Here is a 21,852-nt window from a genome sequence, read left to right as displayed (position 1 = left end):
CCTCCTTTATTTAAAATCTTACAGGGATATTGTTATCCCGAAGATATTCTTTAACCTGTCTTATGCTCAACTCCCCGAAATGAAAGAGCGATGCCGCAAGTACAGCGTCGGCATCCGCTTCAACTATTACCTCCAAAAAGTGTTCAAGTTTTCCTGCTCCACCTGAAGCAATTACGGGGATATTTACTGCGCTTGTAATTGCTTTTGTTAACTCGATATCATAACCGGCTTTAGTACCATCTCTATCCATGCTGGTAAGCAAAATTTCTCCGGCACCAAGGCCTTCAACCTTCTTAGCCCATTCAACCGCATTCAAACCAGTTGTATTTCGCCCTCCGTGTGTATAAACTTCCCACCTACCAGTCGGGAGTGGGGAGTCGGGAGTGGGGAGTGCTTTCTTGGAAGCTGGTGGCTGTGAGCCGGGGACTGATTTTGCGTCTATCGCGACTACAATGCACTGATTTCCAAACTTTCTTGAAGCTTCATGAATAAGATTAGGATTTTCAATTGCCGCTGTGTTTATGGAAACCTTATCGGCCCCATTTTCCAAAACCATCCTTATGTCCTCAACGGTTCTTACTCCTCCGCCTATGGTAAAAGGCATAAAAACTTTCTCCGATGTGCGCCGAACAACATCAAACATAATATCACGCTTTTCGTGAGAAGCCGTTATGTCAAGAAAAGTAAGTTCATCCGCTCCTGCTTCATCATAGGCAATAGCAAGCTCAACAGGGTCTCCGGCATCCCGTAAATTTACAAACTTTACACCCTTAACTACCCTGCCTTCTTTCATATCAAGGCACGGAATTATCCGCTTAGCCAACATTTTTCTCAGCAACCTTTATCGCTTCTTCTAAAGTAAATGCCTCCGAGTAAAGAGCTTTTCCAATAATTATACCTTCAACCCCTAAACTCTCTAATTTCTTTATAGCTTTAATATCTTTAATGCTTGACACTCCACCCGAAGCAATGAGAGGAATATTTGTTTTTTTAGCAATTGACCTAATTCCCTTTATATTCGGACCCTGCATCGTCCCATCAACTGAAATATCAGTATATATAATTCTTGAAACACCAACTTTCTCAAGCTCATTTATCACATCAACTACATTTATGTCAGTTTTTTCTTCCCATCCATGAATGGCTAAACACTCATCTTTTACATCAAGCCCAACGGCAATTTTACCTTGATACACCGCACAAGCTTCCGCAAGCAAATCGGGATTATTTACTAAAGCTGTCCCTAAAATTATACGGCTAACCCCAAGATTAAAAAGCTGCTTCACTGTATACATCCCTCTTATACCACCGCCGAACTGTATTGGAATATTCACGCTTTTAATTATTTGTTCAAGCGTTAAAATATTCTTTGGTTCACCCGATCCGGCACCGTCTAAATCCACAACGTGAATAAATTTTGCTCCTGCAGCTTCCCATCTTTTTGCTGCTTCTGTTGGATACTCAGGAAAGAGCGTAACCTTATCCATTTGCCCCTGGTAAAGCCGCACACATCTTCCTGCTTTGATATCAATTGCCGGATAAATTATCATCCCGTCGCCTCCCCAAATTTTTTCAATATTTTCAGGCCAAGTTTACTGCTTTTTTCCGGGTGAAATTGTGATGCAAAAATATTCTTTTTCCATATGCTCGAAACAAACTCAATTCCATAATTAGTGGTGGTTGCCACAATATTTTTATCGTCAGGAACAACGTGATAAGAGTGGACGAAGTAGAGATATGAACCATCATTGATATCATTTAAAACCGGAGCATCCACAATCTTTTTAATTTGATTCCACCCCATATGAGGAATTTTTACGCTTAAAGGCAAACTCACAACTCTACCCGGAATTATATCAAGTCCTTGCGTTATCCCGTGTTCTTCGCTTTGTGTAAATAAAAGATGCAACCCTAAACATATCCCAAGAAAAGGTTTCCCTTTAGCAATGCCTTCTTTTATCGCCTCACCAAGATTTGATTTAGATAAAGCATTTGCTGCATCTTTAAATGCTCCTACTCCGGGCAATACAATCCCGTCCGCTTTATCCAATATATCCCTGTCTGCGGTAATAATTGCCTTATAACCAACTTTTTCAAAACCTTTTTGAACACTTCTTAAATTTCCAACACCATAATCTACTACTACAATCATTTTTAGTTTCTTAGCTCCTTAGCAACACAAATACATTGTTTTTTGATTTCTATGTCCCCATATCTCTAAACTACTAAGTTACTGTTAAATCTCTCCCTTAGTAGAAGGCACACCTTTGATTCGAGAATCAATTTGAGTAGCCATATCAATTGCTCTTGCCAATCCTTTAAAAACCGCCTCTATGCAATGATGAACGTTTTTCCCTGATAAAAGTTTCACGTGCAAAGTTATGGCAAAATGATTTACAAAGGCATGTAAAAACTCTATCACCAATGATGTATCAAAATTACCGATGTACTCAGCAGGAATATCAACGTCAAAAAAAAGATGGGGACGACCACTTATATCTACCGATGTCATTACAAGTGCCTCATCCATTGGAACTAACGAATAACCGAACCTTCTTATCCCTTTTTTATCTTCAAGACTGGCGCGAAAAGCCTGACCGAGACAGATACCTACATCTTCAACAGTATGATGAGCATCAACTTCCAAATCACCTTTAGCTTTAATCTCCAAATCAAACAGACCGTGTCTGGCTAATAAGTCCAACATATGGTCAAAAAATGGGATATCCGTCGAGATATCAGCTTTTCCTTGACCATCAACATTAAGCTCAATTTGAATATCGGTCTCTTTCGTCTTCCTCGTAATAGTGCTGTTACGAACCATCTCTTTCCTCCTTTTTTAACTTTTTATTTCAGCAAGAACATCGTTTCCCTTTCTAGCAAGAATATCGACTCCCTCTTTAATAAATCTCTTAGCTTCTTCAATGTTTTGTAATATTATACAAGATAAAAACATCTCTTTTTGATTCAATTTTTTAAAATTATTTACAATCTCAAGATCATCAGGAGTGTCTCCTATGTAAATCCCAACTTTAGTTTTCATTTTATTTGACAATTCTTGCAATAATTTCGGGTTAGGTTTACGAATACCTCCGTCATCACTCAATATCTTATCGAAAGACACAATATCTAAAAAACCCGCTCTTTCCAAAGCAATTTCAGCTTCCTTTTTTGTTCGCCCGGTAATAATTGAAACCTTAGGATAAAACTGTTTGACCAGCTTTTTATCAATAATAACTTCCTCTTTATTGAGCAAACCTTTCTTCTTTATATAAACAGGTTCAAACCCATACAACTTTTTACACCAATCAACGCCAGCATAAAATTCTTGAAAAATCTGTTTAATAAGATTTCTATTCCAAAGTGATTTTATCCTTTCTTTATCTTTTAAACCAGATAAAGCAATTTTTTCGGCAGACTTAAGTCCGCCACCACACCTTTTAATTTCATCAGTAAACTCTTGCAAACTTCGTCCTTTTTTACGCAAAACGTTTAAATTGTAACTCGACAAAAAATCCGATTTACTTAAGTAAAAAATAACAACAGCATAAGTTAGTTCCCAATCATTATTAAAACCACCGACCAATTTAAAAAGTTGAGTCTCTTCCGGAGTTATAAGAAGGGCTTTGCCGGGCCATTTAAGAATTTTTTCAAAATAAAACTGAGTCGTCTTGCTTATTGCCAGTCTAAAAGAGGATGTTACATCTAGAATTACCCCATCAATATCAAGAACTAAACTGTCAATATTTTTAAACCATCTTAATGCACTTTTCTTAACCAATAAATTGGATACAACCTCAACATAATCTTCTTGTAACTTATCTAGCATCTACTATCTCCTTAAGCATCTTCAAAAATAAGTTATTTTCTTCTTCGGTTCCAACAGTAACCCTCAAATATTTTTTTAAGCGTGACTCGTTAAAATTTCTAACTAAAATACCTGCTTCCAAAAGTTTTTTCCAAACCCAAATCGCCTCTTTTTCTATCTCAATTAAGACAAAATTGGCCGCAGATGAATGCGGAGTAACCCCATTTATTTTACTGAGCTCTTTAATGATTCTTTCTCGCTCACTTACTATTTTCTTAATCTGAAGTTTAAAAGTTTCTCTTTCGTTAAAAGCCAAACCTGCAACCATTTGCGAAAACGCGTCACAGTTATAAGGGAGTTTTGCTTTAAGCGCATTTTCAGTAATCCCAGAAGAAGCCACCATATAACCAATTCTTATTCCCGCCAAAGAGAAGGCTTTTGAAAAAGTTCTCAACACAATAAGATTTGGAAATTTAGAGAGAAGGGGAATAACCGTTTGACCGCTAAATTCCGCATAAGCCTCATCTACTACCACCAGCGCATTTGTTTCTTTTAAAAATAACTCTATCTCATCGCTGGAAAGAATATTTCCGGTGGGATTATTGGGATTGCACAGAAAAATAAGTGTAGGGCAAAATTCCCTGACAACCTCAAGTGCCCGTGGAACATCAATACCAAACAATTCGGTTCTATCAAGTTCATAAACTTGAGTTCCCGTTACTTGTGAGACAATACTATACATAGAAAAAGTTGGCTCAAAAGTTAAAATAGATCTGCCACTTCCGCCATAGGCGAGAAGTAAACACTGAATTAATTCATCAGAGCCATTTCCTAAAACAATGTTTTCATCTGATACCCCATATGCAACAGCGAGCTTTTTTCTCAGTCCACTTGCCAATGCGTCTGGATAACGATTAAACGCAAAGCTGTTTAATTCCTTTTTTATCTTTTTAACTAACGACTCAGATAAATTAAAGGGGCTTTCGTTAGCGGAAAGAACTATCCGAGCGTTTTCTTCTAAAGGAGCGTAGGACTTAAGGTTATCAAGTTCTGGTCGAGACTCAACTAAATCAATCACTTTCCTCAACCCTTATCTTTGCAGACCTCGCGTGAGCATCGAGCCCCTCCGCTTTAGTTATAAGTTCAAGAGCGCTGACAACTTCCCTGAGCCCTTCTTTTGTAAATGAAAGAACACTAGACCTTTTAATAAAGTCATACACTCCGAGCGGCGAATAGAAACGAGCTGTGCCTGAAGTTGGTAAGATATGATTTGGACCCGCAACATAATCTCCAACCGATTCAGGAGTATAGGCACCGAGAAATATAGCCCCCGCGTTTTTAATTTCACCAAGTATGCTCATCGGTTTCTCAATCATTATCTCAAGGTGCTCGGGAGCAATAAAATTAGCAAGTCTTATCATTGTTCCCAACGAATCCGCCAATAATATTCTTCCAAAATTTCTTATAGATTTCTCGGCTATGCCTTTTCTTCCGATGTACTCCAATTGTTCATCCAATTGAGCATTGACATTCTCCGCTAACTGAGAAGAAGTGGTAATTAAAACAGATGTAGCATCGGGAGCATGCTCTGCTTGCGCAAGCATATCCGCAGCGATATAAGCCGGATTGGCTTTACCGTCAGCCAAAATAACCACTTCACTTGGACCAGCAAGCATATCAATACCGACCTCTCCGATCACCAACTTCTTGGCAAGCGTTACATAAATATTCCCGGGACCCGTAATTTTATAAACTTTTTTTATAGTCTCGGTGCCATAAGCCATGGCCGCTATAGCCTGCGCTCCACCCACTCGATAGACCTCGTCTACACCAACCTCACACGCGGCAACTAAAGTATATGGGTTGACACGGCCATTTTTATCGGGAGGCACGCACATGGCTATTTCGCTCACCCCTGCGACTTTAGCGGGAATTGCATTCATTAAAACTGAGGAAGGATACGAAGCCATGCCGCCGGGCACATATATACCAACACGCTCAATTGGTCTTATCTGCTGCCCCAATAAAACACCATCTTCTTCGGTTGTGAACCATGATTCGATTTTTTGATTTTCATGATATGCGACAATACGCTTTTTCGCTAACTTCAAAGCGGAATTAAACTCTTTATCGACTAAACCATATGCCTCTTCAAATTCCTTTTTGCCTACCTTAAGCTGGTTAGATTTTAAATTAATCCCATCAAACTTTCTTGTATATTCCAGCAACGCAGAGTCGCCTTTTCTTCTAACGTTATTTACTATTTCTTGAACAATCTCCAATTTCGACTCATCTAAAATTCGAGACGGAAAAAGCTTTTTCAGCTCTTCATCTTTTATGGTTGATGATATTTCCTTTATGATAATCATTTACTGCTCCTTTTAACCTGTTTTACCTTATCTAAAAACTCGTTAATTTCCTTAGATTTTATCTTGTAACTCACATGATTAGCAATTAAACGAGCTGAACATTCCGCAATTTCATCCACAATAATCAGGTTGTTATCAGCAAGTGTTTTTCCGGTTGAGGAAAGGTCGACTATTTCATCGGCTAAACCTACTATGGGCGCAAGTTCAACCGAACCATGTAGTTTAATTATTTCGGCTTGCACCCCTTGTTTTGTAAAATAATCTTCAGCTACTTTAGTAAACTTTGTAGCTACTCTAACTTGTCCAAGATGTTTGTAATTTTCCTCTATATCATCTTTTTCTTTAGATAAAGCAGCTAAAACAAATTTGCACTTTCCGTAGCCCAAGTCAAGCAACTCAAAAACCTTCTTTTTTGTCTCCATTAAAACATCTTTTCCAACTATACCAAGATCGGCAGCACCATACTCAACAAAAGTTGGAACATCAAAAGGACGTGTTAATATATATTCTATTTTCTCATTATCATTAACCAGCCTTAATTTTCTCGATTCTTTTCTCAATTCAGAGATATCAAAACCGGCGTTTTTAAATAAACTCAAAGTTTCTTCATAAATTGCTCCCTTAGAAAGGGCAATCTTTAAATAACTCATACCATCTCACCTTCAATTGCCGATAAAGAAGATACCTTTTTAAGATTAGTTTGAAAATCAAAGATCTCAACCGACTTTGGAGCATTATCCGCGTTTATCACCCAGCGAACGGCTTCTTGCGCCAAAGAACAACAATCTTCAAAAGAAGACAGTTCAAGGACGCTTTCAACTTGAAACCCTTTATCTCTTAATGTCTTGGCCGCTAAAAACATCTTATTGAGATCTTGGGTAGAAAATACAAGTACCCTGCGCCCTTCTTGTTTCTTAAGCACTCCTTGCTCGTTAAGACATATGTGCAACCGCTCAAGCCCCAAGGCAAAACCACATGCCGGCTTATCTATTCCAAACTCTGAAATGAGCTTATCATATCGACCTCCTGCTCCTAATGGAAATCCAAGATTAGGAACATAGACCTCAAAGACAACACCTGTATAATATTCAAAGTTTCTCACAATTCCAAAATCAAATGTGATGAACTCTTCAAGACTATAAGATTTTAAAAATTCATATAAATTGGAAAGATTTTCAAGTGCTCCTTTCGAACGAGCGTTATTAGCATAAGGTTTCACTTTCTCGATAATATCCTCACCACCACAAAGAGATAGTATCTCAATAATTTTGGATTTATCCTTAGAAGAAATAGAGCTCTGGCTAATTATTTGCTCGAGTTCTACCATATCTTTTTCAACAAGAAGAGATTGGATATCTTTTATTGATTTAGAAGACATGCCCGTTCCTTCAAGAACTCCTTTGAAAAAATCAACCTGTCCTATTCCAACCTGAAAATCTTTGAGACCAACTGCTTGTAATGACTCAATTAATACCCCGATAACTTCTGCGTCAGCATAGGCCCCTTTGCCTCCAATAAACTCCAAACCAACCTGATAAAACTCTCGCTGTTGCCCTCGCTGAGCTGGTTCCTCACGAAAAACATTTGCCGAATAATATAAACGCGAAAAACGGGAATTTTGCATACGTTGAGAAACGACTCTGGCAATGGGAATCGTCATTTCAGGACGAAGAGCAAGGAGGCTTCCGTCTCTGTCGAAAAACTTAAACATTTCTTCTTCAATGATTCTTCCTGCTTCGCTTGATAAGTTATCGAAAAATTCAAATGTCGGGGTAATAATCTCCCGATATCCCCAACTTTCAAAAACTTTTCTTAACTTATTTTCAATTAATCTTCTTCCTTCTGCCTCAGTAGGCATAATATCTCGAAGGCCCCTGGGAATAGAGACAAAAGAGTTTCTACCATCCATTTCAATCAAATCCTTTAATATGTTAATATGTTAATACAGTAAAATGGTATCAGACCGTTTCTTAGTTGTCAATACCAAAAACTTATTAATGAATCTACTGGGCTTTATTTAATTGTTTTACAAAAACAGCATCTTTGCCCAAAAGTTCTTTTATTTCCGAAAATAACTTTCCTCCAATTTTAACCCCATTATTTTTGCCCAGTCTCATCGTGGTAATCTTTTTACCGCTCACAATCTGTAAGAAAACAGGCGACGGACCATCTCCATGCGCTTTTAAAATACTTTTAAGACACTCAAACAATTTTTTTGTAAACTTATCGGAGTTTATTTTTATATAAACAGAAGAAATCGTCTCTGTTTTATCAAAATCCATATTTAGCGGCTCTATCGCTAAAGCTATAACCTTAACCTCGTTTTCCTTTATATCAATTTTTCCTTTTACGCGAACTACTTTATCTTCTTTAATTAAATCGCTGTTATTTTGATACATAGAGGGAAATACTATAACTTCTACTTCGCCTTCTAAGTCTTCTAAAGTCATAAAGACCATCATTTCCCCTTTTCGCGTTGTAACACGGCTAATCCTGGTAATTAACCCTCCTATCCAAGCTATACTTCCATCTTTCTTCTCTTTAAGATCGTTCAGAGAAAAATCGACCTGATTTTTAAGAACATCTTTTACCCTTAAGAGAGGATGGTCGCTAACATATAGGCCCAACATTTCTTTTTCATAAGAGAGCAGCTCGTCTTTGGGATACTCTTCAATATCTTTCGAAATATCTACAGATACATCTTTTTCTTTGTCATTCATTTCAAAAAGCGTAATTTGACCATTTTTTTTATCTCTTTGTTTCCTATGCCCGGCCTCAACTACCTGTTCCATTGTTTCCATAAGTCCTCTTCGGGAAACTTTGCAAAAATCGAAAGCGCCACCTTTAATTAAACCCTCTAAACACTTCTTGTTAATTACACCAAGGTTAACCTTCTCGCAAAAATCTCGAAAAGATTTAAAAAATCCACCTTCTTTTCTAGCTTCAACAATTGCTTTAATGGGTCCTTCCCCAACATTTCTTACTGCAGCAAGACCAAATCTTATAGAATCACCAACTACCGTAAACCCTGAGAAGCTTTCGTTTACATCCGGAGGCAAGACTTTTATTCCAAGCTGCCTACACTCACTGATATACCGAGGGACTTTATCCTTTGTGTGCATAACACTCGTAAGAAGAGCCGCCATAAACTCAACAGGGTAATTTGCTTTTAGGTAAGCAGTTTGATAAGCAACCACGGCATAAGCAGTACTGTGCGATTTGTTGAAACCATAACCTGCAAAATGAAGCACTAAATCAAAAACGTCGCCTGCTACCTTTGTGTCAATCCCTTTTGAGATAGCTCCTCCTATAAATTTTTCCCTTTGTTCAGCCAAAACCTTAGGTTTTTTCTTGCTCATTGCCGATCGTAAAATATCGGCCTCCGCCATACTAAAACCTGCCATAACGTTCGCTATACGCATTACCTGTTCTTGGTAAACAATAATTCCATGCGTTTCCTTCAGTAATCCTTCTAAAGATGGATGAGGATACTCAACTTTGGCCCGATTATGTTTTCTATCCACAAAATCCTTAACCATTCCACTGCCAAGCGGACCCGGACGATACAAGGCCAACAGACCGACTATATCCTCAAAATTTGTGGGTTTAAGATCTTTAAGGAGACCTCTCATCCCCGAACTCTCAAGCTGAAACACCCCAACACTTTCAGCTTTTCGGAGTATTTTATATGTTTTTTCATCATCAAGCGGGATGTTGCCAATATCAATATTTACACCTTTGGTACGCTTAATAATTTTTAAAACATTGTCAATTACAGTCAGTGTGCGAAGACCCAGGAAATCCATCTTAAGTAGACCAATCTTTCTGATGGCGTCCATATGATATTGAGTTACAGTTTCCGCGTCTCCTTTTCTTTGAATTGGTGTGTAATCAGTCAAAGGACCACGTGAAATCACCACCCCGGCAGCATGAATTGAGTCTTGTCTTGCCAAACCTTCTAATGCTTTTGCTATTTCAATGATTTTTGCAACTTGTTCATCATTTTTGCATTCCTGTGCCAGTTCCGGAGATAATTTCAAAGCTTCCTCGATGGTAATTCCAGGAGTTTCCGGAATAAGCTTGGCCATCTTATCTACCTTCCCATAAGGAACACCAAAAACTCGTCCCGCATCTCTTATTGCAGCACGAGCCGCCATCGTTCCAAAAGTAATAATTTGAGCCACATTTTCGTTGCCATATTTCTGACTAACATAATCTATAACCTCACTACGCCTCTCAATACAAAAATCAATATCAATATCAGGCATACTCACTCTTTCTGGATTTAAAAAACGTTCGAAAAGAAGGCCATGTTTTAATGGGTCTATGTTAGTTATCCCTAATGCGTAAGAAACAATACTTCCAGCAGCACTTCCTCTACCAGGGCCCACTTTGATTCCCTGGTCTTTAGCAAATTTAACAAAGTCCCAAACAATGAGAAAATAACCTGCAAATCCCATCTTTTTAATTACATCTAACTCATTATTTAGCCGCTCCTCAATATCTGATGTAATTTCCGGATATCTTTTTTTAACACCATCTCTCGCTAATTTATCAAGATAGGACTCCAACGTATATCCGTCCGGCACCTCATAATGAGGAAGCAATGTTTGATTAAAATCAATTGAAACGTTGCATCTTTCAGCTATCTTTACCGTATTTTCAATGGCTCCCGGAATATCTGAGAAAAGTTTTTTCATCTCACTTGATGATTTAAGATAATACTGATTGCCGCTAAATTTGAGTCTGTCCTCATCTTCAAAAAAAGAACCGGTTTGAATACAAAGCAAAACATCTTGGGCCATACTGTCCGATTTTTTTACATAATGGATATCATTCGTAGCAACAAGGGGAATATCTAATTCCTTTGAAATTTCTATCAGGGTCTCATTGACCACTTTTTGCTCTTCCAGATTGTTGTCTTGAACTTCAAGAAAAAAGTTTTTATCACCAAAAATTTCCTTAAAATTGAGCGCTACCTCTTTTGCTTTGTCTGCGTTTTTTTTCAATGTTAATTTGGCAATTTCCCCACCTATACAACCACTTAATGCTATTAAGCCATGGTGATACTTTTTTAAAAGCTCTTTGTCAACCCGGGGCTTATAATAAAATCCTTCTAAGAAACCAAGAGAAACAAGACGCATTAAATTTTTATATCCTTCATTGTTTTCAGCTAAAAGAACCAGGTGGTGGGGATGATCTTCTTTTCTAGACGATTTATCAAATCTACTACGGGGGGCTACATAGACTTCACAACCTATAATAGGTTTTATTCCTGCTTTTTTGGCGGCTTCGTAAAAATCTATGGCGCCATACATAACGCCGTGATCAGTTAACGCTAATGCGGGCATACCAAGTTCTTTGGCACGGTTAATCAAATCTTTAATTCTTGCCGCCCCATCTAAAAGTGAATATTCTGAGTGTGTATGTAAGTGAACAAAATCAGGCATGTTTTAGCCTCCAACCCGTAGCTGCCAGTCACCAGACGACTAATTGTAAAATGAAAAATGCAAATATTAAATTATAAATTTACTTTCTTTTCATCCCGCTAAATCTGTTGCTTGGACCCTTAACTCAATTACCAAATTGGAAAAGTTTGTTCGTTTTTCAATTTAAAGTTTCCAATCTTCAATCTTCAATTTCCAATTTTTCTTTACCCTACTTTTTTAGTCTCTCAATAATAAGCTTGTATCCATCTGCTCCGTAATTTAGGCATCTCTTTACCCGGCTAATAGTTGCTGTGCTTGCTCCGGTTTCTTGTACAATATCGCTATAAATTTCCCCGCCATCCAATTTTTTAGCAACGGCAAATCTCTGGGCCATTGCCCTAATCTCACCCACCGTGCAGATATCTTCAAAAAACTGATAACATTCTTTACGATTTTTAAGGAGAGAAATAGCATCAAATAAATCATCAACAAATTTGTTTTTTAAGCGCTTATCTATGGACAATTAGATACACCTCCAATGTTTACGATAACAAAAACAATTTTAACATAGGATTTGATTGATGATACCGAAGTAGAAAAAATTAAATAAATTATTTTACCTCAAGCTCGAAAACGACAGGGTTGTGGGGGTCTGGACAGCAAACAATGGCTTTGTTTTTATCTTCCTCCCAGGGAAATTTTCCGCCAAATCTTAAAACAGTAAGAAAAGGAAACATTGCCTGAAAAGCCCAGGCGCACATTTTCGGCGGAATCTCTTCACTGGAAACCACCCAGGAATCACCGGGCTTGAGCCCGTATGAGCACACGCCTTTTCCTTGAATTTCTTTAACAGTTATTGTGACAGGTTTACCTTTTTCCAATAGTTTCTCCAGAAAATAAATTTTAAATCTAAGATATTTTTAACTTTAAAATGAATGATACCAAAAATCACACCTAATCTGAAACCCTTTCTCATGATTACGTCCCCATAAAAACTATATCTGGTGAAATTAAAAGAAGAGTTCAACCCCCCCTGCTAAACTTTTAATGATATTAATTATTTTCTCTCTGAATTCCTTCTTTTTTATAAAAATTTTTCAAAGCAAAGAAAAATTTAGTTATATTTTAATGAAGGTTACTCAAAAAGGGTATCGGTCAAAAGTATGAATTTGAAAAAAAGGGGGTATGATTTCCCGATACGGGTCTTACGATTCCTAGTACCCCCTACAATTGATGCAGGTAAAAGGGGTGACTATTCTGAAGGGTTATTTTCTTTGAAGAAATAGGCAACCGCTTCAGTTCTTGATTGTAGATTTAGATCCATAAAAACGAGTTGGATATAATAAGAGCAGCTCTTTTACAATTGTTTATCTTAAAATCTCACATCAAACTTTACTAGCAACGGTATTCTTCAAAGTCCCAATTCCTTCAATTTTTACCTCAACTACATTTCCAACTTGCATGGAACCGACTCCAGGTGGAGTTCCTGTTATGATTACATCACCCGGGAAAAGCGTCATAATTTTAGAGATAAAACTCACGAGAAAATAAATATCAAAAATCATATTGGAAGTATTTGAGGACTGCTTAACTTCCCCATTAAGCAAAAGTTCAATCGAAAGATTTTTGGGATCAATTTCGGTTTCCACGCAGGGCCCAATCGGACAAAAAGTATCAAAACTCTTGGCGCGAGTCCACTGAACATCCTTCTTTTGCAAATCCCTTGCCGTTACATCATTTGCACACGTAAATCCCAGAATATGCTTTGCAGCTTCTTCTTTAGATACATTTCTTATTTTATCTTTAATAACTATTCCTAATTCAGCTTCATAGTCCACTTGTTTTGACATTACAGGGTAGATTATTTTTTCATTCGGTCCAATTAGAGAGGTTGAGGGTTTTATAAAAATTATTGGTTCGTCGGGAATATCCATTTTTAATTCACGAGCGTGATTTTTATAGTTTAATCCTACAGCAATAATTTTAGATGGCTGTACGGGAGGCAATAAATCAACTTCGCCAAGTAAAAATTCATCACCCGTTATATTAAAGTTTTCAAACGGGTCTCCATGAATTCCTCTAACAAGCTCGCCGTTTAACGTCCCGTATTGCACTTTGGAGCCAAAGGAGAACCGAATTATTTTCAAAAAATCACCCACAATCAGCTATCAGTTGCCAGCTACCAGACCCCAGCTTTTTTTCTTGACTTTTGACCAGCGAAGCGGTTGACTCCTGACTGCCCTTTTCTGAGATTGCCGCGCTCCCTTCGGTCGCTCGCAATGACCTTCTTTTTATTTTTTACTCTTCACTCTCATTATGCTCATCCTGGCAGCTGACGGCCGAGAGCTGAATATCCTATACTCTTCTTTTGACTTAGACCATACTCTATATTCCATCTACTAATTCTTACTCTTGCTTTTCTTATATTTGAATCCATGTTCTATGCTATCTGCCAAAGCTTCCCAGCTGGCCTCTATTATATTTTCATGCACCCCAACAGTACCCCAAGTATTTTCACCATCAGTGGATTCGATAAGCACACGAACCACCGCGGCTGTACCCTTTTTTGCATTTATAATTCGCACCTTATAATCGGTTAAACTTATCTTTTCTAAAGCAGGATATATCCGAGCAATTGCTTTTCTTAATGCTTTGTCTAAAGCGTTAACCGGGCCATTACCTTCAGCAAGCTCAACTATCCTCTTGTCCTCAACCCATATTTTAACAACCGCCTCTGTTTTTGGATGACCCTTATCTAAACGAGTAACAATTATCTTGTAACTCTCGAGTCTAAAGAGAGGCCTATATGAACCCGTATTTTTCCTTAAAAATATTTCGAAAGAACCATCAGCTGTTTCAAAATGATAGCCCTGGTGCTCAAGCTTTTTCAGTTTCCTTAAGATAGTCATAACTTGCTCAGGCCGATCCGAGAGGTCTATGCCAACCTCTTTTGCTTTATGAACAATTGCAGCAGCCCCTGATTGATCAGAAATTAACACTCTCTGAAGATTCCCCACTAAACTTGGATCTACGTGCTCATAAGCTCCCTTCTGTTTCATCGTGGCACTTATATGAATGCCACCTTTATGAGCAAAAGCACTCTCTCCAACATAGGGTTGATGGGGGTCTGCAACAATGTTGGCCACTTCACTTACATAGTAAGATACCTCGGATAACATCTGCAGTTTATCTTTAGGAATACAAGAAACTCCCATTTTAACAACAAGGTTGGGAATAATCGACACAAGGTCGGCATTACCGCAACGCTCTCCATAACCGTTTACGGTACCTTGAACCTGGACAGCTCCCGCCTCAACAGCAGCTAAGCTATTTGCCACAGCACAACCCGAATCATTATGAGCGTGAATACCAAGAGGTGTATCTATGTATTTTTTTACTTCCTTAAATATCTCTTTTATCTGCGTTGGAATTGAACCACCATTACTATCACATAAAATAATACAATCAGCACCGGCTTCTTCAGCGGTTTTTATTGTTTTAAGCGCGTAGTCGGGATTGCCTCTGTATCCATCAAAGAAATGCTCGGCATCGAAAAAAACTTGAATCCCTCGCTTTTTCAGATATTTAATTGAATCGGCAATCATCTGAAGATTATCTTCTAAAGTAGTGATTAAAACATAAGTAACGTGAACATCCCAGCTTTTTCCGACAAGACATACTACTTCTGTTCCGGCTTTTATGAGATGTTGAATATTTTTATCATCCTTTATTGAAACACCTTTTCTCCGTGTACTTCCAAATGCAACCACTTTTGAATTATTTAATTTGAGCTTTTTTACCTGCTTAAAATATTCAACATCTTTGGGATTAGAACCGGGCCAACCACCCTCAATGTAGTGAATTCCAAGCTCGTCAAGTTTAGTGGTAATCTTCAGTTTGTCCTCAACCGAAAGTGAGAGCCCTTCCCTTTGGGCCCCATCGCGAAGTGTAGTATCGTATAACTTTACTTCCTGCTTAGCCATCCTAATCACCTTCAAATTCGTACAAAAAAGAAGTTAAAAACCTTATGAGTTTCAAGTTTTATTTTACTCTTTTAACTCTTTCTCCTGCATCCTTAATTTCTAAACAAACTCCAACCAATCTATATATTCTTCTTCTTCTCCATTTATAATCGAGAAAAACTTATTTTGAATTGCCCTGGTAACTTCACCGGGATCACCGATAACCCGACCATCAACCTCACGAATGGGCACAACTTCAGCCGCGGTGCCGGTAAAGAAAGCTTCATCTGCAACGTATAAATCCGAGCGAACAATATTTTCCTCAATAACCGGATAATCCATATCACACGCTATATCCATAACTGAATCCCGAGTTATTCCTCCAAGAACACTGGCAGAAGTTGGGGGCGTATAAATAATCCCATCCTTTACTAAAAATATATTTTCCCCGGGGCCTTCTGAAACAAAACCTTGATGATCAAGCAATATCGCTTCGTCGTATCCTGAATCTTCCGCTTCCAGTTTTGCTAAAATTGAGTTTATATACTGTCCTGTTGCTTTGGCTGCTGGCGGAAGAGCGTTGGGAGAAATTCTTTGAAAAGAAGATATGCAGGTTTTAACACCATGCTTTATGCCTTCGTCGCCCAAATAAGCTCCCCAAGGCCAAACCGCAATTGATACGTCAACAGGAACATTCATGGGATAAAGACCCATTTCGCCATATCCCCTGTAAATAATTGGTCTTATGTAACAACTTTTAATATTGTTTGCCTTAATTGTTTCCTTGACTGCCTCAACAATTTCATCCATTGAATAAGGAATATCCATTTTATAAATTTTTGCAGAGTTGAAAAGCCGCTTAATATGATCAGTTAAGCGAAATACGGCCGTACCTTTATCTGTTTCGTATGCTCGAATTCCTTCAAACACCCCCGTGCCGTAATGCAAAGCATGAGTTAATACATGGACTTTTGCATCGGCCCATTTAACCAACTTTCCGTTCATCCATATCTTTTCAACTTCGGTTATTGCCATTCTTTAGAACCCTCCTTATCTAGTTTAACCGCCAATATATTATTAAGTTTGGGTTGAGGGGTTTAGTTTTCTATTACTTTCCTTTACCCTATATCCCCGTTACCCTTTATTCCTTAACGTAGTTAGCAACCATGTCTCCGACTTCAGCAGTAGTATATCCCATTTTTCCCGCAGATAAACTTTTTAATTTTTCGCTAGTTACCTTAATAACTCCTTTTTCTATCAAGTTAGCTGCTTCTTTTTCCCCCAAACAATCCATCATCATTTGAACTGCACATATTGCTGCCAGAGGATTTATCACATTTTTACCGGTATATTTTGGAGCAGAGCCGCCAATTGGCTCAAACATAGAAACACCTTCGGGATTAATGTTACCCCCAGCCGCTATTCCCATTCCACCCTGAATCATTGCGCCAAGGTCAGTGATAATATCTCCAAACAAATTATCAGTTACTATCACATCAAAATATCGCGGATTTTTAACAAACCACATACAAGCCGCATCAACATGAGCATAATCTGTACTTATTCCAGGATATTCTCTTGCAACTTCGTTAAAAGCTCTTTCCCACAAATCGAAAGCATAAGTTAAAACATTTGTCTTTCCGCAAAGAGTAAGCTTATTTCTTTTGTTTCGTTTCTTGCAGAGCTCAAAAGCATATCTTATACATCTTTCCACACCTTTGCGGGTATTTATACTTTCCTGCACAGCAACTTCATCGGGAGTCCCCTTCTTTAAAAATCCCCCCGCGCCCACGTAAAGACCTTCTGTGTTCTCCCTAACAACAACAAAATCAATATCCTCAACCCCTTTATCTTTTAAAGGCGTATCTACGCCCGGATATAATTTAATAGGACGAAGATTTATGTATTGATCTAATTCGAAACGAATTTTTAAAAGAATACCCTTCTCTAAAATTCCGGGTTTTACATCAGGATGACCAATTGCCCCCAAATAAATGACATCAAGTTTTTTAAATTCTTCTATGGCTGAGTCGGAAAGAACCTCTCCTGTTCGCAAATATCTTTCTCCACCAAAATCATATTTAATTAAATCACAAGTAAAATCGCATCTCTTGCTTACCGACTCCAATACCTTTAAACCTTCTCTTACAACTTCTGGACCAGTACCATCTCCCGGTATTACCCCTATTTTATAATTTCTACCCACGAATCAATCCGCCCCCTTACCCGTTAACAAACGCGGGTTTTTACCTTACTTTTAAGATAATTTATTAAACCGCCTTTTTCTATTATCGCCTGGATAAAATCAGGAAAAGGCATAGCTTTAAAAACTTTTCCAGTGCTTAAGTTTGTTATCTCCCCTGAATTAATATTAACTTTAATTTCATCGCCGGCATTTATTCCATCTACGGCTTCCGGACATTCCAAAATCGGAAGACCCATATTGATTGAATTACGGTAAAATATCCTGGCAAATGATTTTGCTATCACACAAGATATTCCTGCAACCTTTATTGCAATCGGAGCATGCTCTCTTGAAGAACCGCAACCAAAATTTTCCTCCGCAACCAATATGTCTCCAGGAGAAACTTTATTGACAAACTCCGCATCCAAATCTTCAAGAGCATGCTTCCCAAGTTCTTTAGGGTCAGAAGTATTTAAATACCTCGCTGGAATTATAACGTCAGTATCTACATCTCTTCCATATTTATGTGCTTTACCTTGAAATTTCATAAAATCACCCAGTTAATTTTTATTGGTTAGAAATCTATATTATATATCGAGATTGCTTTGTCGCTTTCGGCCCCTCGTCATTAGACCTGGCATAGCCCTGTACCAGGTAATGACCTTTCTCTTTTTTACCCATTACTCTTGTAAAGGTTACACACTTAGCAGACACTTCCCCCTTCGGTCACTCGCAATGACGGAGAAGAATTGATCTTTAATCTTTTAATCCTTAATTCTAATTTTCTGCTCTCCGCTCTAATCTCTATGCTCCCTGCTCTCCGTTTTAACTATCTGCTATTTGCCATTAGCCCCGCCAACGGCGGGCAGGCATCTGCTATCTGCCACTTTCTAACTCAGTCGTATCTTTCTCTGTTTTTGAAATCTCTTTTTTAATTTCTTCCAGGCCTTTTTCTACATCCGCTCTCTTGGGATGATCTTGAGGAGCAATTTCTAAAAATTTCTCCCAAAATTTGACGGCCTCAGAAAGATTGCCCGCAACTTTATTGGCGTAACCTAAATCAAGAATCGCATTTACATGATTGGGATCATTTTCCAGAACTTTTTTTAATTCAGCAATGGCTTTTTCGGTGCTACCCATAAAAAGATAGGCCAAAGCCATATCAGTACGCGCATCATTTTGGTTTGGGTCGAGCTCTAATGCCCTTCTATATGCATCAATAGCCGCCGCAAACATATTTAAATCCTCAGTTTGAGCTCCCCTATCGTAATAAGTGTTTCCGAGCTCAGCCCAAGCTTGAACATCTTTTGGGTTCTCCTCCAAATAAGCTCCTATTTGGGCCGCTTCATTTTGAAAATTAAGCTCTTGTGGATCGACTGAGTTTTGAGTTTGCTGGGGTGAATTCACGAGATAAGCAAATCCGCCCAAAAAACTAGCTATAAACAAAACAGCTATTCCTAAAGCAATAAGTTTGTTTATCAATGAAACTTTAGTCTTATCTATCATTATAAAACACCTTTATTAAATTAAGGAGTTGCAGTAGTTTCTGCCCCAACCTCCACCTCAACCATTGAAGTTGGAGTTGTTCCGGTCGTTAAAGGAGCTTCTATTGGCATTTCAGCACCAACTTGTGGATGGCCAGCTGGCATTTCACCGCTCTGTATCTGCTCTTCCGTAAGAGCAGGAGCTTGCATTGACGGCTCATCGGCAGTTTGTGTTGGTAAAAACAATCCTCTTACAAAAAAACCAACAATAAATGCAACCACAACTAAAGCAACTGCCCAAACCAATCCTATATTTTGAGACATTATATCGAATTCTTGTGAGGGCTTTTGTTGCTTGGAAGAAGTACTTTTTGTTTTTTTCTTTGCACTTTTCTTGCCTGAAACGGATTCATCTTTAAATAATTCATCATCTTTCAAATAAATCTCCTCCTATAATAAAGTTAATTTTTTTTCCAAACACGACTAATATGAGGTTCAAATTGGCTGTTGGATGCCACTTTTGTATCTATTTTTCTAATTAACAAGTACGAAATCCCAAGAAAAATCAGACCCATAAAAAAACCGAAGTTTTGCGGGTCGAGTCCTATGCTAAAAGAGTTAACCAGAAACTCGCCTAAAAAGAAACCGCTTACTAAAAAAAACAGAGGAAGCAAAAAAACTGTTGAATAAGCAATAAGAACACTTCTGCGCTGAATATCAAGACTCACCCTGTCACCAACTTCGGCATTCGGCTGATTTAATACCTCAATGCGCATTTTATTGTTGTTTCCCCCCAAACACATGCCACAACTTTTACATGCCGCAGACCGTTCAATCTCAATTATGGCTTTGTCTTTTTTTATTTCGACAACCATGCCTCGTTCTTGCATAAATTTTATAAACCCTTAACCCTTAAGCTTCATTCTTACCGGCTCAATCATAGCCAATATTTTCTCTTTATCAAGAGTAAGGTGTTCCCCTCCTTCATAAAGAACTTTCCCTCCAACCATAGTGAATACTACATCTTCTTGATTCGCAGTATATACTAAAGTTGAGTAGGGGTCACGTACGGGACTCTGGTGGGCATGAGAGATATCAACTGCTATTAAGTCAGCTTTTTTACCTTTTTCCAAAGAACCAACTTGAGAATCAATTCTAAGAGCCTGTGCTCCGCCAAGGGTGGCCATCTTGACAAATTTCTCCGCCGATAATCCCTCTACTTTTTTATTCAAGCCTCGTTGAAGTAAAAGTCCCATTCTCATCTCATCAAACATATCTATTGTATTGTTGCTCGCGGGACTATCCATGCCTATACCTACTTTAAAATTCTGATGAAAAAGTTTATCGAGTGGAGCAATTCCCATCCCCAGCTTTGCGCTACATTTCGGGCAGTGAACGATGGAAACATCATATTTTTTTAAAATATCTATATCCGCATCGCTAACTTGGATACAATGAACGACGATTACTTTCCCCGACTCAAACGCATCCCACTGCTCAACATATTTCACCGGACTAACTCCCATTGGTTGCCAAAGAAGGTCATTCCAGCCCATTTGTTTTAAAAAAGAAGTAGCTAAAGGACTGGCACCATATTTAACAAATTCATATTCATCAGAAGAGCCTGCAAGATGGAAACAAACCGTGAGCCCATCCTCTTTTGCCCAGTGGCTTACAGCTTTAAAAAGAGACGGTGATACGGTATAAACGGAATAGGGAGAAATTCCTATTTCCAGATTTGTTCCTTTGGTTTCCGCTTGCCAAGAAGATACCCTTTTTTTAGCATCTGAAATTATCTGATTTACTTTTGAGTTATCCATGCCCATTACTTCGTTGAATATAATTCCCCGAAGACCTGCTTCTTTTGAAGCTTGAAGACTTGCGCCTGTATCTGTAATATCTGCGATGCAGGTAATCCCTGACCCAATTGCTTCAAGCGCGCCAAGCTCAGCGGAGAAAAACCAATCCTCGGCTGTAAGACATTCGCTTTTCTCTGTTACTTGCAACTTCCAACGGGTAAAAGGCAAATCATCACAAAGCCCCCTAAAGGCACTGTATTCAAAATGTGTATGCGCGTCAATAAATCCCGGCATAAGCACAGCTTGACCAAAATCCTTAATTTTCTCGTCAGGATAGTTTTTTTCAAGCTTCTTGCGTTTTCCAACAGCCTCAATCCTGTCACCGGAAACAACAATTGCCCCATCTTCTATTGGTTTTTTATTTACAGGCAAAACCCACTTAGCTTTTAATATCATGCAAACCTCCAATTCAGCTTCCAGCAAATTAAAAAATAAAATATAAAAATGTAGAATGATATATAAAAATTTAAAATTTAAAACCAACTAATAAAAGATAAAATTCTAAAATGTTTTTAATCAAAAGGATTATCCTCCAGATAAAAACTTTCTTAATTTTTAATTGCCGTTCTTATTTCTTCATTATCGTTTTTCACTTTTCATTCTCCATTTTTCATTTTTAATGATACCTATCAATTACAAACTCTCCAATAGAGCAAAGTGACCCTCTTACATCGTCATTTTCAATTAGCTCTATGGCCCCCAGGGCCTTCTCCACAAACCCCTTAGCCCTCCTCTTTGTTTCTTTAATTGCCGAGG

21 protein-coding genes are annotated in these 21,852 nt (G+C 38.2%); all 21 read right to left on the bottom strand.

Translation table 11 applies throughout. The features are described from left to right. Window positions 1-10: 10 nt before the first annotated feature. The 21 genes from hisF to Q7U95_RS06945 all read right to left on the bottom strand — a co-directional run bounded on the left by hisF (window position 11) and on the right by Q7U95_RS06945 (window position 21,492). Window positions 11-826 (bottom strand): imidazole glycerol phosphate synthase subunit HisF, encoded by an 816-nt coding sequence (gene hisF / locus Q7U95_RS07045; protein WP_308753117.1) that lies wholly within the window; start codon window positions 824-826, stop codon window positions 11-13. Continuing rightward, window positions 816-1,550, bottom strand: coding sequence for a 1-(5-phosphoribosyl)-5-[(5-phosphoribosylamino)methylideneamino]imidazole-4-carboxamide isomerase (gene hisA / locus Q7U95_RS07040; RefSeq protein ID WP_308753115.1), 735 nt, complete (start codon window positions 1,548-1,550; stop codon window positions 816-818). Before hisA ends, hisF begins: the two co-directional genes overlap by 11 nt. Continuing rightward, on the bottom strand, window positions 1,547-2,152 hold the full coding sequence (hisH, locus tag Q7U95_RS07035; protein WP_308753113.1) for an imidazole glycerol phosphate synthase subunit HisH: 606 nt from the start codon (window positions 2,150-2,152) through the stop codon (window positions 1,547-1,549). Before hisH ends, hisA begins: the two co-directional genes overlap by 4 nt. 84 nt (window positions 2,153-2,236) lie before the next feature. Next, window positions 2,237-2,824 (bottom strand): imidazoleglycerol-phosphate dehydratase HisB, encoded by a 588-nt coding sequence (gene hisB, locus Q7U95_RS07030; RefSeq protein ID WP_308753111.1) that lies wholly within the window; start codon window positions 2,822-2,824, stop codon window positions 2,237-2,239. A gap of 15 nt (window positions 2,825-2,839) precedes the next feature. After that, complete coding sequence (locus Q7U95_RS07025; protein WP_308753109.1) at window positions 2,840-3,829, bottom strand: HAD-IA family hydrolase; 990 nt, start codon at window positions 3,827-3,829, stop codon at window positions 2,840-2,842. After that, complete coding sequence (gene hisC / locus Q7U95_RS07020; protein WP_308753107.1) at window positions 3,819-4,886, bottom strand: histidinol-phosphate transaminase; 1,068 nt, start codon at window positions 4,884-4,886, stop codon at window positions 3,819-3,821. Before hisC ends, Q7U95_RS07025 begins: the two co-directional genes overlap by 11 nt. Beyond that, the gene (gene hisD, locus Q7U95_RS07015; RefSeq protein WP_308753106.1) at window positions 4,879-6,177 is read right to left on the bottom strand and encodes a histidinol dehydrogenase; all 1,299 of its coding nucleotides are present in this window, start codon (window positions 6,175-6,177) and stop codon (window positions 4,879-4,881) included. Before hisD ends, hisC begins: the two co-directional genes overlap by 8 nt. After that, complete coding sequence (gene hisG, locus Q7U95_RS07010; RefSeq protein ID WP_308753104.1) at window positions 6,174-6,827, bottom strand: ATP phosphoribosyltransferase; 654 nt, start codon at window positions 6,825-6,827, stop codon at window positions 6,174-6,176. Before hisG ends, hisD begins: the two co-directional genes overlap by 4 nt. Then, window positions 6,824-8,086 (bottom strand): ATP phosphoribosyltransferase regulatory subunit, encoded by a 1,263-nt coding sequence (gene hisZ / locus Q7U95_RS07005; RefSeq protein ID WP_308753102.1) that lies wholly within the window; start codon window positions 8,084-8,086, stop codon window positions 6,824-6,826. The genes hisG and hisZ overlap by 4 nt, the downstream gene beginning before the upstream one ends. Window positions 8,087-8,180: 94 nt before the next feature. Next, entirely contained in the window at window positions 8,181-11,627 is a 3,447-nt protein-coding gene (locus Q7U95_RS07000; protein WP_308753100.1) for a DNA polymerase III subunit alpha, read from the bottom strand. Between the two features lie 208 nt (window positions 11,628-11,835). After that, a complete protein-coding gene (locus Q7U95_RS06995; RefSeq protein ID WP_308753098.1) occupies window positions 11,836-12,129 on the bottom strand; it encodes a YerC/YecD family TrpR-related protein in 294 nt (97 codons plus the stop codon). An 88-nt stretch (window positions 12,130-12,217) separates the two neighbouring features. Beyond that, window positions 12,218-12,487, bottom strand: coding sequence for a TIGR04076 family protein (locus Q7U95_RS06990; protein ID WP_308753096.1), 270 nt, complete (start codon window positions 12,485-12,487; stop codon window positions 12,218-12,220). Between the two features lie 504 nt (window positions 12,488-12,991). Next, window positions 12,992-13,753 carry a fumarylacetoacetate hydrolase family protein gene (locus tag Q7U95_RS06985; RefSeq protein WP_308753095.1) on the bottom strand — a complete coding sequence of 254 codons (762 nt, stop codon included), beginning with the start codon at window positions 13,751-13,753 and terminating at the stop codon, window positions 12,992-12,994. Between the two features lie 252 nt (window positions 13,754-14,005). Then, complete coding sequence (gene cimA / locus Q7U95_RS06980) at window positions 14,006-15,589, bottom strand: citramalate synthase (protein WP_308753094.1); 1,584 nt, start codon at window positions 15,587-15,589, stop codon at window positions 14,006-14,008. 99 nt (window positions 15,590-15,688) lie between these two features. Then, complete coding sequence (locus tag Q7U95_RS06975) at window positions 15,689-16,603, bottom strand: branched-chain amino acid transaminase (RefSeq protein ID WP_308753093.1); 915 nt, start codon at window positions 16,601-16,603, stop codon at window positions 15,689-15,691. Window positions 16,604-16,709: 106 nt separating this feature from the next. Then, window positions 16,710-17,774: a 3-isopropylmalate dehydrogenase gene (locus Q7U95_RS06970; RefSeq protein ID WP_308753092.1), complete on the bottom strand. Its 1,065-nt coding sequence runs from the start codon at window positions 17,772-17,774 to the stop codon at window positions 16,710-16,712. Between the two features lie 23 nt (window positions 17,775-17,797). Continuing rightward, entirely contained in the window at window positions 17,798-18,301 is a 504-nt protein-coding gene (gene leuD, locus Q7U95_RS06965; RefSeq protein WP_308753090.1) for a 3-isopropylmalate dehydratase small subunit, read from the bottom strand. 328 nt (window positions 18,302-18,629) lie between these two features. Then, window positions 18,630-19,259, bottom strand: a complete 630-nt coding sequence (locus Q7U95_RS06960; RefSeq protein ID WP_308753088.1) for a tetratricopeptide repeat protein — start codon at window positions 19,257-19,259, stop codon at window positions 18,630-18,632. A 20-nt stretch (window positions 19,260-19,279) separates the two neighbouring features. Continuing rightward, window positions 19,280-19,675: a hypothetical protein gene (locus tag Q7U95_RS06955; protein ID WP_308753086.1), complete on the bottom strand. Its 396-nt coding sequence runs from the start codon at window positions 19,673-19,675 to the stop codon at window positions 19,280-19,282. Between the two features lie 23 nt (window positions 19,676-19,698). After that, complete coding sequence (locus tag Q7U95_RS06950; RefSeq protein WP_308753084.1) at window positions 19,699-20,112, bottom strand: SoxR reducing system RseC family protein; 414 nt, start codon at window positions 20,110-20,112, stop codon at window positions 19,699-19,701. A 30-nt stretch (window positions 20,113-20,142) separates the two neighbouring features. Beyond that, window positions 20,143-21,492, bottom strand: coding sequence for an amidohydrolase family protein (locus Q7U95_RS06945; protein WP_308753082.1), 1,350 nt, complete (start codon window positions 21,490-21,492; stop codon window positions 20,143-20,145). Between the last annotated feature and the right edge of the window lie 360 nt (window positions 21,493-21,852).

It is taken from the genome of Candidatus Oleimmundimicrobium sp., assembly GCF_030651595.1.
GTDB lineage: Bacteria > Actinomycetota > Aquicultoria > UBA3085 > Oleimmundimicrobiaceae > JAUSCH01.
Note: the sequence above shows the minus strand (reverse complement) of the source record. Positions and strands in the feature narration are given on the sequence as shown.

What these genes read in the sequence shown, in the direction of transcription:
- hisF (WP_308753117.1), bottom strand. Translation starts at nt 826, where the DNA reads ATGTTGGCTAAGCGGATAATTCCGTGCCTTGATATGAAAGAAGGCAGG.
- leuD (WP_308753090.1), bottom strand. Translation starts at nt 18,301, where the DNA reads ATGAAATTTCAAGGTAAAGCACATAAATATGGAAGAGATGTAGATACT.
- cimA (WP_308753094.1), bottom strand. Translation starts at nt 15,589, where the DNA reads ATGGCTAAGCAGGAAGTAAAGTTATACGATACTACACTTCGCGATGGG.
- hisD (WP_308753106.1), bottom strand. Translation starts at nt 6,177, where the DNA reads ATGATTATCATAAAGGAAATATCATCAACCATAAAAGATGAAGAGCTG.
- hisA (WP_308753115.1), bottom strand. Translation starts at nt 1,550, where the DNA reads ATGATAATTTATCCGGCAATTGATATCAAAGCAGGAAGATGTGTGCGG.
- hisH (WP_308753113.1), bottom strand. Translation starts at nt 2,152, where the DNA reads ATGATTGTAGTAGTAGATTATGGTGTTGGAAATTTAAGAAGTGTTCAA.
- Q7U95_RS06950 (WP_308753084.1), bottom strand. Translation starts at nt 20,112, where the DNA reads ATGGTTGTCGAAATAAAAAAAGACAAAGCCATAATTGAGATTGAACGG.
- Q7U95_RS06960 (WP_308753088.1), bottom strand. Translation starts at nt 19,259, where the DNA reads ATGATAGATAAGACTAAAGTTTCATTGATAAACAAACTTATTGCTTTA.
- hisB (WP_308753111.1), bottom strand. Translation starts at nt 2,824, where the DNA reads ATGGTTCGTAACAGCACTATTACGAGGAAGACGAAAGAGACCGATATT.
- Q7U95_RS07000 (WP_308753100.1), bottom strand. Translation starts at nt 11,627, where the DNA reads ATGCCTGATTTTGTTCACTTACATACACACTCAGAATATTCACTTTTA.
- Q7U95_RS06945 (WP_308753082.1), bottom strand. Translation starts at nt 21,492, where the DNA reads ATGATATTAAAAGCTAAGTGGGTTTTGCCTGTAAATAAAAAACCAATA.
- Q7U95_RS06975 (WP_308753093.1), bottom strand. Translation starts at nt 16,603, where the DNA reads ATGGCAATAACCGAAGTTGAAAAGATATGGATGAACGGAAAGTTGGTT.
- hisZ (WP_308753102.1), bottom strand. Translation starts at nt 8,086, where the DNA reads ATGGATGGTAGAAACTCTTTTGTCTCTATTCCCAGGGGCCTTCGAGAT.
- Q7U95_RS07025 (WP_308753109.1), bottom strand. Translation starts at nt 3,829, where the DNA reads ATGCTAGATAAGTTACAAGAAGATTATGTTGAGGTTGTATCCAATTTA.
- hisG (WP_308753104.1), bottom strand. Translation starts at nt 6,827, where the DNA reads ATGAGTTATTTAAAGATTGCCCTTTCTAAGGGAGCAATTTATGAAGAA.